General features: G+C 57.2%; 9 protein-coding genes. 3 read left to right on the plus strand and 6 right to left on the minus strand.

Features of this window, described 5'->3' with window-relative positions; genetic code table 11:
- Positions 1–3: 3 nt before the first annotated feature.
- On the minus strand, positions 4–1338 hold the full coding sequence (gene rlmD, locus GTU79_RS22760; protein ID WP_203523829.1) for a 23S rRNA (uracil(1939)-C(5))-methyltransferase RlmD: 1335 nt from the start codon (positions 1336–1338) through the stop codon (positions 4–6).
- 59 nt (positions 1339–1397) lie between these two features.
- Here rlmD and barA point away from each other — a divergent pair, with 59 nt between their 5' ends.
- Positions 1398–4226, plus strand: a complete 2829-nt coding sequence (barA, locus tag GTU79_RS22765; protein WP_203523830.1) for a two-component sensor histidine kinase BarA — start codon at positions 1398–1400, stop codon at positions 4224–4226.
- 698 nt (positions 4227–4924) lie between these two features.
- Here the strand turns inward: barA and GTU79_RS22770 are convergent.
- The 4 genes from GTU79_RS22770 to GTU79_RS22785 all read right to left on the minus strand — a co-directional run bounded on the left by GTU79_RS22770 (position 4925) and on the right by GTU79_RS22785 (position 9260).
- On the minus strand, positions 4925–6067 hold the full coding sequence (locus GTU79_RS22770; RefSeq protein ID WP_203523831.1) for a glycerate kinase: 1143 nt from the start codon (positions 6065–6067) through the stop codon (positions 4925–4927).
- Between the two features lie 82 nt (positions 6068–6149).
- Positions 6150–7037, minus strand: coding sequence for a 2-hydroxy-3-oxopropionate reductase (gene garR, locus GTU79_RS22775; RefSeq protein ID WP_165934236.1), 888 nt, complete (start codon positions 7035–7037; stop codon positions 6150–6152).
- 59 nt (positions 7038–7096) lie between these two features.
- Positions 7097–7867 carry a 2-dehydro-3-deoxyglucarate aldolase gene (gene garL, locus GTU79_RS22780; protein ID WP_203523832.1) on the minus strand — a complete coding sequence of 257 codons (771 nt, stop codon included), beginning with the start codon at positions 7865–7867 and terminating at the stop codon, positions 7097–7099.
- Positions 7868–7928: 61 nt separating this feature from the next.
- A complete protein-coding gene (locus tag GTU79_RS22785; RefSeq protein WP_203523833.1) occupies positions 7929–9260 on the minus strand; it encodes an MFS transporter in 1332 nt (443 codons plus the stop codon).
- Positions 9261–9759: 499 nt separating this feature from the next.
- On the opposite strand from GTU79_RS22785, the gene garD reads away from it, so the two are divergent.
- Positions 9760–11334, plus strand: a complete 1575-nt coding sequence (garD, locus tag GTU79_RS22790; protein WP_214513395.1) for a galactarate dehydratase — start codon at positions 9760–9762, stop codon at positions 11332–11334.
- A gap of 242 nt (positions 11335–11576) precedes the next feature.
- On the opposite strand, the gene gudD is transcribed toward garD, so the two are convergent.
- The gene (gene gudD, locus GTU79_RS22795) at positions 11577–12902 is read right to left on the minus strand and encodes a glucarate dehydratase (RefSeq protein ID WP_203523835.1); all 1326 of its coding nucleotides are present in this window, start codon (positions 12900–12902) and stop codon (positions 11577–11579) included.
- A gap of 511 nt (positions 12903–13413) precedes the next feature.
- Between gudD and GTU79_RS22800 the strand changes: the two genes are divergently transcribed.
- Positions 13414–14751 (plus strand): MFS transporter, encoded by a 1338-nt coding sequence (locus GTU79_RS22800; RefSeq protein WP_132926104.1) that lies wholly within the window; start codon positions 13414–13416, stop codon positions 14749–14751.
- Positions 14752–14789: the final 38 nt, after the last annotated feature.

The raw sequence follows: 14789 nt of genomic DNA on the forward strand, positions 1-14789 counted from the left end.
TCCCTACTTTGCGAAGCCGTCTGTATCTTTGATAAATAACGCCATCGACTCAAGATGTCCGCTATGCGGAAACATATCCAGCATAGCCACGCGCGCCAGGGTATAACCCGACGCCAACAACGCTTTGCCGTCCCGTGCAAGCGTTGCGGGGTTACAAGAAACATAGACAATGCGCCGGGGCGACCAGCCGGCTATCAGCGGCATGACCACCGGCGCACCGGCACGGGCCGGGTCCAATACTATTTTATCAAATTTCCGCCGGGCCCAGGGCTGTTTTGCCACCTCGCCTTCCAGATTTTCATGGTAGAAAGTGACGTTGTTCACTAAATTCTGTTGTGCATTATATTGCCCATTCGCCACCAGCGCCGCAACCCCTTCGACACCGACCGCCTGCCCGCAGCGCTTGGCCAGCGGCAGGGTGAAATTACCCATGCCGCAAAACAGATCCAGTACGCTCTCCCCGGCCTGAGGCTCCAGCCATGCCAGCGCCATGGCGACCATTTTCCGGTTTACCTCGTCGTTTACCTGTATAAAATCCCGCGGACTGAACCGCAGGGACAAACCGTCGATATGATAAACCGGCGGCGCGCCCCGCAGGCATTCCAGGGAGTCGCCGTCGGCGGCCAGCCACATCATGGCCTGATGATGCTCGGCAAACTCCTCCAGCCGGCGCCGGTCATCGCCGCCAAGCGCGTCCAGATGCCGCAACACCACCAGCGGCCCGTTATCCGCCAGCACCAGTTCCACATGTCCCAAACGCTTTACCCCGTTCAGCGTCTGCAAGCAGTGTTTCAGCGGCGCCAGCAACGCTTCCAGTGCGGGTTGCAGTATAGGGCAAGCCCGGATATCCACCACTTCGCTGGATTTTGCCTGGCGATAACCCATGGCCAGTTGGCGGGATTTTTGCCGGTAATCCAGCGCCAGGCGGGCGCGGCGCCGGTAGCCGTAAGGGGCGCCCCCCAATACTTCCGCCGCCGGGATCGGCGCGCCGGTTTCCCGCGCCAGTAAATTCTCCAGGGCCGCCGCCTTGCTCCGCTGCTGCAAAGCCTGGGCGGCATGTTGCTGCTGGCAGCCGCCGCAGACGGTGAAATGCGGACAGCGCGGGGCCACCCGCTCCGCGCTGTCATTATCCCGGCGAATCACCCGCGCCCGGCCAAACTGGCGCCGGTCTTCGGTCATGCGCACCTCGGCCCGTTCGCCGGGCAGCAGTCCGGGAATAAAGAGTGTTTTCCCCTCGTGGCGCGCCACGCCCTGGCCGAAGGCGTCCAGTTCGTGACAGGTAACGCTGAGGGTTTGCTGTGTCGCCACGCGACGGTTTGCAGAGTAGAATTGCGCCATAATTGCTGGTAAGGGATTTCCCGGATAGCCGATACGTCATTCTCCCATATTGGAACGCTATGACCAACTACAGCTTGCGCGCGCGGATGATGATCCTGATCCTGGCGCCGACATTATTGATAGGTCTGCTGCTGAGCGCTTTTTTTGTTGTGCACCGCTATAACGAACTGCAAAACCAGCTGGTGGAAGCCGGGGCGAGCATTATCGAGCCGCTGGCGGCGTCCAGCGCCAACGGCATGGCTTTGCATAACCGGGATGCCGTGCGCCATTTGATTGACATGCTGCACCGCCACCATTCCGATATTGTGCGCTCCATCAGCGTCTTCGACGCCGATAATGCGTTATTCGCCAGCTCGAACTATCATCACAATCTCGGCCAGCTACAACTGCCGCCGGGAGCCCGTTTACCCGGCGAACTGACGCTGAACAGGCAAGACGGCGTGCTGGTGATGCGGGCGCCCATCCTCGCCGGGGAAGACCTGCCCGACAGCGCCGATCGAGCCGCCGGACAGGCGCCGCCCCTGGGCTACATCGCCATCGAGCTGGATTTGGATTCGGTGCGCCTGCAGCAGTACAAAGAAGCCTTCGTTTCCACCCTGCTACTGCTGCTCTGTCTGTGTATCGCCATGCTGTTCGCCTATCGCCTGATGCGGGACGTTACCGGCCCGATCCGCAATATGGTCAGTACCGTCGATCGCATCCGGCGCGGCCAGCTTGATAGCCGGGTGGAGGGTTATATGCTGGGGGAACTGGATATGCTGAAAAACGGCATCAACTCCATGGCCATGTCCCTGGCGGCGTACCATGAAGAGATGCAGCAGAACATTGATCAGGCCACCTCGGATCTGCGCGAGACCCTGGAACAAATGGAAATTCAGAACGTGGAGCTGGATTTGGCCAAAAAGCGCGCCCAGGAAGCGGTGCGCATCAAGTCCGAGTTTTTGGCCAATATGTCCCATGAACTGCGCACACCGCTGAACGGGGTGATAGGTTTCACCCGTCAAACGCTAAAAACCCCCTTGTCCCCCACCCAGCGGGATTATCTGCAAACCATTGAACGTTCGGGCAATAATTTGCTCAGTATCATCAATGATGTGCTGGATTTTTCCAAGCTGGAGGCCGGCAAGCTTATCCTGGAAGCCATACCGTTCGCACTGCGGGCCACCCTTGACGAGGTCGTGGTCCTGCTGGCGCAGACCGCCCATGAAAAAGGGCTGGAAATCACCCTTAACGTACAGCGGGACGTGCCGGATCAGGTTATCGGCGACCCGCTGCGTCTGCAACAGGTGGTGACCAATCTGCTGGGCAACGCCATCAAGTTCACCGAGCGGGGCAATATTGACCTGCGCATTGAGCAGCACGGCGCGGATAACCGGCAAATGGAGCTGGAGGTGCAGATACACGATACCGGCATCGGCATCTCAGAGCGGCAGCAGTCGCAGCTGTTCCAGGCGTTTCGCCAGGCGGACGCCAGCATCACCCGCCGGCACGGCGGTACGGGGCTTGGGCTGGTCATCACCCAAAAGCTGATTAAGGAAATGGGCGGCGACATCGGTTTTCACAGCGAAATCAACCGCGGTTCATCGTTCTGGTTTCATATTCCCCTGCAGCTCACGCATCCGGGCCGGCCTCACTCCGGGGATTTTGAACATCTGCGAGATAAGCGGCTGGCGTATGTGGAAGCCAATCCCGCCGCCGCCCAGGCGACATTGGATATGCTGAGCGTCACTCCGCTGAATATCAGTTTCAGCCCGGCTCTGGCGCAGTTGCCGGCGGGGCACTACGATGTGTTGCTTATCGGCAAACCGGTAGCCCAGCGGACGCCGTTGATTGATATCAAACGTGAACTGGCGGAGGCCGCGCTCCTGGCGGACTGCATTATCCTGGCGCTGCCCAGCCAATCCATGGTGGAGGCGGAACAGATTAAGCGCATGGGCGCCTACGCCTGCCTGGCGAAACCGGTTTCAGCCAATCGCTTTTTGCCGTTATTGTGGAAAGAATCCCGTCCGGCGGCGGCGCGGATAAAACCGCCTTCCCCTTCCCGTCTCTCCCTGCGGGTGATGGCGGTGGACGACAACCCGGCCAATCTCAAGCTTATCGGCGCGTTGCTGGAGGAGCAGGTGGAGCAGACGGTGTTGTGCGGCAGCGCCCGGGAGGCGCTGGCCTATGCCGAACTGCATCCGCTGGATATTGTGCTGATGGATATACAGATGCCGGAGATAGACGGCCTGCGGGCGGCTGAACTGCTGCGGGGGCTGCCGCTGCACGGACGTACCCCAGTAGTTGCGGTAACGGCGCATACGCTGGGCAATGAGCGGGCAGATCTGCTAGAGGCCGGCATGGACGATTATCTCGCCAAACCCATTGATGAGAGCATGCTGCAGCAGCTGCTGGCACGTTATTCTTCGCACCCCGCCCCTGCGGCGGCGTCTTTCTCCCCGGCCGGCGCGGCGCCTGGTCATGAGGCATCGGAGTCGGTTCAGCCGTCGGTGTCTCCCCGTGTGCCATCAGCGCAACCGGCGGTGCCGGAGGCGGGGGGGCAGCAGGATATTACTCTGGATTGGCAGTTGGCCTTGCGTCAGGCCGCCAACAAAACCGATCTTGCGCAGGATTTGCTGGCTATGCTGGTGACTTTTCTGCCGGAGGTGAAGCAGCGGGTGGAGGCGCTGGTGGACGGCGGGGAGGATAAGGATATTTGTGCGTTGATCCATAAATTGCACGGCAGTTGCAGCTACAGCGGGGTTCCCCGGCTCAAGCAGCTTTGCGCCGGTATCGAACGGCAGTTGCGCGGTGGGGTGCCGGCGGCGGCGCTGGAACCGGAATGGTTGGAGGTGCTGGATGAGATCGAGAACGTGACGCTGGCGTCGGAGCCGTTTATCGCGGAGTAAGCACGGTTTCCCTTTAACGCGTTTGGTTTGACCACGGTGATGGCGGGCTTACCGCGCTGTGGGGCGCTCTGTCGGGCAGGAAAACCATGCCCGATTCGGCCCCATCAGCACGGTTTCCCTTTAACGCGTTTGGTTTGACCACGGTGGTGGCGGGCTTACCGCGCTGTGGGGCGCTCTGTCGGGCAGGAAAACCATGCCCGATTCGGCCCCATCAGCACGGTTTCCCTTTAACGCGTTTGGTTTGACCACGGTGGTGGCGGGCTTACCGCGCTGTGGGGCGCTCTGTCGGGCAGGAAAACCATGCCCGATTCGGCCCCATCAGCACGGTTTCCCTTTAACGCGTTTGGTTTGACCACGGTGGTGGCGGGCTTACCGCGCTGTGGGGCGCTCTGTCGGGCAGGAAAACCATGCCCGATTCGGCCCCATCAGCACGGTTTCCCTTTAACGCGTTTGGTTTGACCACGGTGGTGGCGGGCTTACCGCGCTGTGGGGCGCTCTGTCGGGCAGGAAAACCATGCCCGATTCGGCCCCATCAGCACGGTTTCCCTTTAACGCGTTTGGTTTGACCACGGTGATGGCGGGCTTACCGCGCTGAGGGGCGCTCTGTCGGGCAGGAAAACCATGCCCGATTCGGCCCCATCAGCACGGTTTCCCTTTAACGCGTTTGGTTTGACCACGGTGATGGCGGGCCTGGCATTTCAGGGAAACCGCATCGCCAGTTTAACGGTGGCGGCGATATTGCGGGCGGTCATGCGCACGTTTTCCGCCGCGTTGTCCAGCGCTTCCTCCAGGGTGCATATCTGATAAATCACGCTGAATACCGCATCCAGGCCGTGCTCATGCACTACCGCTACATCGGCGGTGAGGCTGCCGGCGATGCCGATTACCGGTTTATTATAACGCTTCGCCACCCGCGCCACGCCGATGGGCACCTTGCCGTGTATGGTCTGGCTGTCAATGCGTCCTTCGCCCGTGATAACCAGCGTGGCGTCCCGCACCAGCGCATCCAGCCCCAGGGCTTCGGTGACGATTTCAATACCCTGGCGCAGTTCGGCGCCGCAAAATGCTTGTAGACCCGCTCCCATGCCGCCGGCAGCGCCGGCGCCGGGAATATGTTCGACGTCTTTATCCAGATCCCGTTTAATGATCCTGGCATAGTTCTTCAGCGATGCATCCAACACCTTTATCATATCCGGCGTTGCCCCTTTTTGCGGGCCGAACACGGCGGTTGCGCCATCGTCGCCGGTGAGGGGGCTGGTGACATCGCAGGCCACCTCGAAACGGCAGTCGCGGATGCGGGGATCCAGGGCGCTGATATCGATGCGCGACAGCTTATCAAGCTCGCCGCCGCCATAGCCGATTTGTTTGCCCTCGGCGTCCAGCAGTCCGCCGCCCAGAGCCTGCACCATACCGGCGCCGCCGTCATTGGTGGCGCTGCCGCCGATGCCGATAATACAATGTTTGACACCGTGATCCAGGGCGCAACGGATCAGCTCGCCGGTGCCGTACGAGGTGGTTAACAGCGGATTACGATCACAGGCGCGCACCAATTCCAGTCCGCTGGCGGCAGCCATCTCTATAAACGCACTTTTTTTATCACCGGACAGGCCGAAAAAGCCGTCTACCTTTTCCCCCAGCGGTCCGGTGACCCGCACCTTGACAATTTCCCCCCCGGTGGCCGCCACCATCGCTTCCACGGTTCCCTCGCCGCCGTCCGCCACCGGCAATTTGACGTAGTGGGCATCGGGAAACACTTCGCGAAATCCCTTTTCAATCTGCGTCGCGACTTCCAACGCGGACAAGCTCTCTTTATACGAATCCGGTGCGATTACTATTTTCATAGACTACCTGCGCCTGTTGAACTGGGGCCGACGAAATGACTTTTTCGCCGCCTGATGGGGCGCCTCTCGGCGCCCGACCAACTTACTGCCGTTTAACTTCAACCTTGGCCAGTTTTTCATAATAACAAGCCAATGCGCTGTGATCCGCCGTGCCCAGATCGTCCTGCTTCAACGCCTGCATCATCTCCATCACCGCTGCGGTCAAGGGTAATTGCGCGCCCACGCCGTGGGAGGTATCCAATGCGTTGGCCAGATCCTTGATATGCAAATCGATACGGAATCCCGGTTTGAAATTGCGGTTCAGCACCATCGGCGCCTTGGCTTCCAGCACCGTGCTGCCGGCCAAGCCCCCGCGAATGGCCTGGAAGACCTTTTCCGGATCCACGCCGGCTTTGGTGGCCAGCACCAGGGCTTCGGACATGGCGGCGATATTCAGCGCGACGATCACCTGATTCGCCAGCTTGGTGACGTTGCCCGCGCCGATATCACCGGTATGGACCACAGAGCCCGCCATGGCTTTCATCACGTCATAGTGGCTCTTGAAAACCGCTTCATCGCCGCCCACCATCACCGACAACGTTCCGTCAATGGCTTTGGGTTCGCCGCCGCTTACCGGCGCATCCAGCATGGCAATATTTTTTTCCGCCAGGGCCGCGGCAATTTCGCGGCTGGCCAAAGGCGCTATGGAACTCATATCAATGACAACGCCGCCGGCCTTGAATCCTTCAATTACCCCGTTTTCACCCAGCACCACTTCTTTTACATGGGGGGAATTCGGCAGCATGGTGATGATAACGTCGCTTTGTTCAGCGATGGCTTTCGGCGTGTCCGCCGAGCCGGCGCCGGCGGCAACCACTTCCGCCACAGCCTCTTTATTGCGATCCAGTACCACCAGATCATAGCCTGCTTTCAGCAGATTTTTACTCATGGGCTTGCCCATAATGCCCAGGCCGATAAATCCGATTTTCATGAAAATAACCTCTTAATTCATTAACTAAGGTTGGGGCGCGCCCGGCACGCCGCGGAAAATTATTTTTTAAATTTGTCGTACAGCGCCTGCGTACCGCTGCGAAAGACGCCTAAATCACTGCCCACCGCCACGAATCGCGCGCCCCATTCCAGGTAACGTCGGGCATCGGCTTCCGCCGGCGCCAGGATGCCGCTCGGTTTACCCAAGGCTTCGGCCCGGTCAAAAATATGGCGGATAACCCGCTGTACTTCCGGATGATTCGGTTGGCCGAGATATCCCAACGCCGCCGATAAATCCCCCGGACCGACAAAAATCCCGTCCACCCCGTCAACCGCGGTGATGGCGTCGATATTGTCAACGCCCTGCTGGCTTTCGATTTGCACCAGTACAGTGATGTTGTCGTTAATGGTGGAGAAATAGTCCGGTATGGTGCCGTAATTGTTGTTGCGATGGGCAACCGACACGCCGCGGATGCCCGCCGGGGGATAACGGGTGGAGGACACCGCACGTACCGCCTGTTCTTCGGTTTCAACGAACGGGATCAGGAAATTGTAAAAACCAATATCCAACAGACGTTTGATAATCACCGGTTCATTGGTGGGGGGGCGGACGACCGGTGCGCTATGGCTTCCCTTCAGCGCCATCAGTTGGGGGATAAACGTCGTCACGTCATTGGGCGCATGTTCACCGTCCAATACCAGCCAGTCGAACCCCGCCAGACCAAGAACTTCTGTCGTGATCGGATTCGCCAGCGCGCACCAACAGCCAATCAGGGTGTCTCCCTGCAGCAGGCTCTGACGAAAACGGTTTGGCAGTAGTGGATTGTTCATAATTTACCTCTTAGCAAAGAAACAAAATGTGCTCGGGCCGCAGTCAACCGGCCCCCCTGAATCAGGACTTGACCAACACCAGGCGTTTAATCTCGCCGACCACCACCAGGTAGCACAACATGGCCGCCAGGGCCGAACAGCCGACGAAAACCAATGCGGCGTTGAATGAATGCAACTCTTTAACCATATAACCGATGACCAGCGGCGTAACGATGGAGGCGACATTGCCGAAAACATTGAATACGCCGCCGCATAACCCGACGATCTCTTTTGGCGCGGTGTCGGAAATTACCGGCCAGCCCAGGGCGCCGAAACCTTTGCCAAAGAAAGCCAGCGCCATCAGCGCCACCACAATCACATTGTTGTTGGTGTAATTACATAAAATGACGCTGGTGGCCAGCAGCATTCCCACCACGATGGGGATCTTGCGCGCCGCCGTAAGGCTTAATCCCCGCTTGAGCAGGTAGTCGGACACTACGCCGCCCAGCACGCCGCCGGCGAAACCGCACAACGCCGGAATGGAGGCCACCAGGCCGACCTTCAATATCGACATACCCTTATCCTGCACCAGATAAATCGGGAACCAGGTAAGGAAAAACCAGGTAATGCTATTAATAAAATATTGTCCGAAGAACACACCCAGCATCATGCGATCGGTGAGCATCTGCTTGATATAATTCCACTTCGGGCCGTCCCGGTTGATAGAACCGGGGGCATCCATATCCACCACCGCGCCGCCGGCCGCCATATAATCCAATTCGGCGCGGGACACGCTGGGATGCTTATTGGGATTATGAAGATATTTCACCCAGGCGATGGTGAGGATAAAGCCAATCACTCCCATGACGGTAAAGACATGCATCCAGCCCAGGGCATAGGTTAACCAGCCCAGTAGCGGTGAAAAAATCGCCAGGGAAAAATACTGTGCAGAGTTGAAGATGGCCGAGGCGGTGCCGCGCTCTTTGGTGGGAAACCAGGCGGCGACGATGCGGGCATTGGCGGGAAATGACGGCGCTTCGGCAAAACCCAGCATAAAGCGCAGCACAAACAGCGTGAACGCCCCGTAGGCTAGGGGAAACCAGCCGACAAATCCCTGCAGCAGCGTAAACAGCGACCAGAAAAACAAGCTGTAGGTGTAGACCCGCTTGGAACCGAAACGGTCCAGCAGCCAGCCGCCGGGAATTTGCATCACCAGGTAGGCCCAGCCGAAAGCGGAAAATATCTCGCCCATCTGGCCGGGATCAAGCCCGAGATCCTTGGCAACGCTGGTGCCGGCGATGGACAAGGTGGCCCGGTCGGCATAGTTGACGGCGGTCACCAGGAAAATGATCAATAAAATAACGTAACGAACGTGAGATGTTGTTTTATGGGTAGCCAGAGGTGTAGTGCTCATAGAATATGCTCTCATCAAGGGAGTCTATTAAGAATGCAAAAATCAGGGTGATAATATTTTTGCGCTACGCGTCTATATATGAAGTTGATATTTTTCACTCAGTGATTTTATATTGTGCTGCTTTTACCGCAGCGCCAAATCCATTCCTTTTTCCTTTCATTACAAAGGCAATGCTAGTATAAAAACAGCAGCACAAAATGGCATTATGCATCCGCCCAAGTATTTAACGTTAAAACTCAATTTTTTTAGGCAAAAACATGACAAAACGCGTGCCGTATCACGTTATTGGCGACAGGTTTTTAACGCGGGAATAGCGACCAGCATCACTTTATGTATGTCATTAGCACTATAATTAGCGCATTTACACGCTAAAATAGTTCAATTGCACAGTGCAAAACCCTACTAAAACCGCTTATACTATCGTTACACCCATACCGTTAGCGTTGATGCTCTGCTATTTCGAGGTTATGACCCTCAAGTAGTATTTACGGAGACATTTATGTCATCAATTATCACCCACAATGTCGACAACGCATTGTATATTAAAGTTCACGATACCGATAATGTTGCTATTATCGTGAACAATAACGGTCTGCCGGCCGGTACTAAATTTCCTGATGGGCTGGAGCTTGTCGAGCATATTCCCCAAGGACATAAAGTCGCATTACATGATATTGCCAAAGGCGGTAATATTGTTCGTTATGGAGAAATCATCGGCTATGCCGTACGGGATATTAAACAGGGCAGCTGGATAGACGAATCCCTGGTGGTATTGCCCGAGGCGCCGCCCCTTGAATCACTGCCCCTGGCCACCAAAGTACCGGCCCCGTTGCCGCCGTTGGAAGGGTATACCTTTGAAGGCTATCGCAACCCGGACGGCAGCGTCGGCACCAAAAATCTGCTCGGCATTACCACCAGCGTCCATTGTGTGGCGGGAGTGGTGGAGGTCGTGGTCAAGCTTATTGAACGGGATCTGCTGCCGAAATATCCCAATGTGGACGGCGTGGTGGGATTGAACCATTTGTACGGCTGCGGAGTGGCCATCAATGCCCCCGCCGCGGTGGTGCCGATTCGCACCATTCACAATATCGCGCTGAATCCCAATTTCGGCGGCGAAATCATGATAGTCGGCCTGGGCTGCGAAAAGCTGCAGCCGGAACGCCTGTTGACCGGCACCGAGGATGAAATTCCCATCGCGGTTGAGAGCGCGGGCGTCAGTATCACGCGGTTGCAGGATGAAAAGCACGTCGGCTTTAAATCCATGGTGGATGATATTTTGCAGGTGGCGGAAGAGCATCTGAAACGCCTGAATGCCCGCAAGCGCGAAACCTGCCCCGCGTCCGATCTGGTGATCGGCATGCAGTGCGGCGGCAGCGACGCGTTTTCCGGCGTTACCGCCAATCCGGCGGTGGGTTTCGCCTCGGATCTGCTGGTACGCTGCGGCGCTACGGTGATGTTTTCCGAAGTCACTGAGGTACGCGATGCCATCCATCTGCTGACCCCGCGCGCCGCCGATGAGCATGTAGGCCGCCGACTGCTTGAGGAAATGGCCTGGTACGACAATTATCTGAGCAACGGCCAAACCGACCGCAGCGCCAACCCCTCCCCAGGCAACAAAAGAGGCGGACTGGCAAACGTGGTGGAAAAGGCCCTGGGCTCCATCGCCAAATCCGGTACCAGCGCCATTGTGGAAGTGCTGTCCCCCGGCCAGCGCCCCACCAAACGCGGGCTGATATTCGCCGCCACCCCGGCCAGCGATTTTATCTGCGGCACGCAGCAGCTGGCGTCGGGCATTACCGTCCAGGTATTCACCACCGGCCGCGGCACCCCTTATGGCCTGGCGGCGATACCGGTAATTAAAATGGCCACCCGCAATGCCCTGGCGGATCGCTGGTATGATTTGATGGATATCAACGCCGGTACCATCGCCACCGGCGAAGCCACCATCGAAGACGTGGGCTGGCAGCTGTTCAACTTTATTCTGGACATCGCCAGCGGCCGCAAAAAAACCTGGTCCGATCAATGGGGCATCCATAACGCCCTGTCGGTATTCAACCCGGCGCCGGTGACCTGATAAACCATTAAACAGAGGCCGGCATTACCCGGCCTCAGACTGCTGACAAACGCACTCGGAGTCAATAAGGCGGGACAGGCTGCCAGAAGAGTAAACCGTCCGCGCCATGGATGGCGCGGATCGAGCCTACAAGGATGTATTCACGGCGTGTTTACGATCTGGCAGCCTGTTCCGACCGGGCACTTTGTCAATAAGCTCAGGCCGGCATTACCCGGCCTTTTTGTTTTTATGCCAATGCCGGACTACCGCACCAGCGCCGGGCGTTTATTATCAAATGTCCAGTTGGGAATCAGGTATTGCATGGCGGCGGCATCGTCCCGCGCCCCCAGGCCGTGTTGTTGATAAAGCGCGTTGCCTTCCATTACCCGAGCCATATCCAGCTCAATGCCCAGTCCTGGTTTTTCCGGTACCTTGACCTTGCCGCCGATAATTTGCAGCGGCTCTTTGGTGAGGCGCTGATCGCCTTCCTGCCAGATCCAATGGGTATCGATAGCGGTAATCTTACCCGGCGCGGCGGCGGCGACATGGGTGAACATCGCCAGGGAAATATCAAAATGGTTGTTGGAGTGCGAACCCCAGGTCAGTCCCCATTCGTGACAAAGCTGGGCAACGCTCACCGAACCCTGCATGGTCCAGAAATGGGGATCCGCCAGGGGAATATCCACCGACTGCAGGGCCAAAGTATGGCCCATTTGCCGCCAATCGGTGGCAATCATATTGGTGGCGGTAGGCAAGCCGGTGGCGCGACGGAACTCCGCCATGACCTCTCGCCCGGAAAAGCCCTGCTCGGCGCCGCAAGGGTCCTCGGCATAGGCCAGCACGCCGCGCAGCTGTTTACCAAGAGTAATCGCTTCCGCCAGCGACCAGGCGCCATTGGGATCCAGGGTGATACGCGCCTTGGGAAAATGTTCCGCCAGGGCGGTTACCGCCTCGGCTTCTTCGCTGCCTGCCAGCACCCCGCCCTTAAGCTTGAAATCATTGAAACCATATTTTTCATAGGCGGCTTGTGCCAGGCGCACAATAGCCGCCGGGGTCATGGCGGTTTCGTGACGCAGGCGATACCAGCCACAGGGATCGTCCGGCTGGCTGCGATAGGCTAAATCCGTCCGCTTGCGGTCACCGATATAAAACAGATATCCCAGCATCTCCACGGCGTCCCGCTGCTGCCCCTCCCCCAGCAGCGCCGCCACCGGCACGCCGAGAAATTGCCCCAGCAAATCGAGCATCGCCGCTTCGATGCCGGTCACCACGTGGATCGTGGTACGCAAATCAAAGGTCTGTAATCCGCGACCGGCGATATCGCGATCCGCGTACCGCAACCGCACGGCCCGCATGACGTTTTTATATTCCCCCAGGGACTTGCCCACCACCAGGCCGGCGGATTCCTCAAGGGTAAGACGTATCTTTTCGCCGCCGGGAATTTCCCCCACGCCGGTATGCCCGGCATTATCGGTAAGGATGACGATATTGCGGGTAAAAAAGGGGCCATGGGCCCCGCTCAGATTCAATAACATACTGTCATGGCCGGCAACCGGAATGACTTTCATGGTGGTAATAGCCGGAGTCATAATCCTTCCTCTCCTGATATTGATATTTAGGCGCAAGTGATAACAAGTTGGAATCGACTATAACGACACTTGTCGGCCCAGGCACTATGCAAATGCCTAAGCCACGAACGTATATCTCGTCAAAATCCAACATCCTGTTCCCCTGTGACGAAGGGATCCACCCTTCAGCCAACAGAGTGAAACCGGCGGCTTTTTGCCCTGAATAAACGCTACCGGCTTTTTTTCGCTGAATATTTACTCTATTTCACCATTGCGAACCTGATCACAAAACGCTTATTCAAGGTGATTGGGATCACATGAGGCTGTTCTATCGCCTTAAAGCTTCCCCCTTTGTCAGCAGTCATTCAGTCAAAAGCACAATGTGCGGCGGAGTAACTCAATTTATACTCACTCCCTGATGACCCGTTATTGATAGCCGCATCCATTTACCTACTCTACGAACGTTAAGCTCGAACAATCGCCGGATGCAGACAGATAAAAATTACCCTATACCCCACAGGGGAGAGGAATCATGGCTGAAAACTCAATTTCCGTTGCCACCCATAAAACCCATTCCAGGTTTTGGATACTGGCAATATTATTTATTATCAGTACCGTTAATTATGCCGACCGCTCAACCCTATCCATTGCCGGCCCGCATGTCGCCAGCGATCTCGGTCTGAATCCGCTGCAAATGGGCTATGTTTTCTCCGCGTTCGGCTGGGCTTATACCCTGGCGCAGCTGCCGGGCGGCTGGCTTCTGGATCGCTTTGGTTCTAAAATCGTTTATGGTAGCGCTGTCATTATCTGGTCAGTCTTTACTTTCGCCCAGGGATTTGTACATTTCTTCGCCACTGCGGCGCTGATGCTGTTTATTTTACGCTTTATGGTGGGATTTGCCGAGGCGCCGGTGATGCCAGCCAACAGCCGCATTGTTTCGGCCTGGTTCCCGGTCAGGGAACGCGGCACCGCCTCGGCGATTTTCAATATTTCCCAATACGCGGCGCTGGTGATCTTTAACCCGCTGCTGGGGTGGATAACCCAGGAAGTCAGCTGGGAATACGTTTTTATCGTGATGGGACTGGTGGGCGCAGTGCTTGGCCTGGTGTGGTTTAAAACCATGTACAGCCCGTTAAATCATCCCCGGGTCAGTAAAGAAGAAGTAGAGTATATCCGGGCCGGCGGCGGCCTGGTGGATATGGATAACGATCCGGCGCTGCAAAAGAAAAGCGCCGGTCCGCAGATGGGCTATGTCAAGCAGCTGCTGTCGAGCCGGATGCTGCTGGGCATCTATCTTGCCAATTACTGCGTGAATGCCATTACCTGGTTTTTTCTCTCCTGGTTTCCCATCTATCTGGTGAAAGGCCGGGGAATGTCCATCCTGGAGGCGGGTTTCGTCGCGGCCCTGCCGGCGATATGCGGCTGTATCGGCGGCGTGCTGGGAGGCGTATTTTCCGATTATCTGCTCAACAAGGGCTATTCGCTGTCGGTGGCCCGCAAGACCCCCATCATTGTGGGTATGCTGATGTGTACCAGCATGGTGATTTGTAATTACACGACATCCGATGTGGTGGTCGTGGCGGCAATGTCTTTGGCGTTTTTTGGTAAAGGCATCGGTGCGCTGGGCTGGACGGTGAATGCCGATACCGCGCCGAAGGAAATAGTCGGCCTCAGCGGCGGGGTGCTGAATCTGGTGACCCAGATCGGTGCGATTACCACCCCTATCGTCATTGGCTATATTTTGAACAAAACCGGTTCCTTCGACGGTGCTTTGCTTTATGTGGCCGGCAACGGCCTGGTGGTGATTTTGAGTTATCTGTTTATCGTCGGGAAAATCCAGCGCCTGGTGCTGAAACCCCTGGCGGCATGACGGTTTTTTGCTTTGGCCGCCAAGTGGGCGGCCAGGAA

It is taken from the genome of Sodalis ligni, from assembly GCF_016865525.2.
Classification (GTDB): Bacteria; Pseudomonadota; Gammaproteobacteria; order Enterobacterales; family Enterobacteriaceae; genus Acerihabitans; species Acerihabitans ligni.

Coding starts and splice junctions, on each gene's coding strand:
- rlmD (WP_203523829.1), bottom strand. CDS start 1,338: ATGGCGCAATTCTACTCTGCAAACCGTCGCGTGGCGACACAGCAAACC.
- barA (WP_203523830.1), top strand. CDS start 1,398: ATGACCAACTACAGCTTGCGCGCGCGGATGATGATCCTGATCCTGGCG.
- GTU79_RS22770 (WP_203523831.1), bottom strand. CDS start 6,067: ATGAAAATAGTAATCGCACCGGATTCGTATAAAGAGAGCTTGTCCGCG.
- garR (WP_165934236.1), bottom strand. CDS start 7,037: ATGAAAATCGGATTTATCGGCCTGGGCATTATGGGCAAGCCCATGAGT.
- garL (WP_203523832.1), bottom strand. CDS start 7,867: ATGAACAATCCACTACTGCCAAACCGTTTTCGTCAGAGCCTGCTGCAG.
- GTU79_RS22785 (WP_203523833.1), bottom strand. CDS start 9,260: ATGAGCACTACACCTCTGGCTACCCATAAAACAACATCTCACGTTCGT.
- garD (WP_214513395.1), top strand. CDS start 9,760: ATGTCATCAATTATCACCCACAATGTCGACAACGCATTGTATATTAAA.
- gudD (WP_203523835.1), bottom strand. CDS start 12,902: ATGACTCCGGCTATTACCACCATGAAAGTCATTCCGGTTGCCGGCCAT.
- GTU79_RS22800 (WP_132926104.1), top strand. CDS start 13,414: ATGGCTGAAAACTCAATTTCCGTTGCCACCCATAAAACCCATTCCAGG.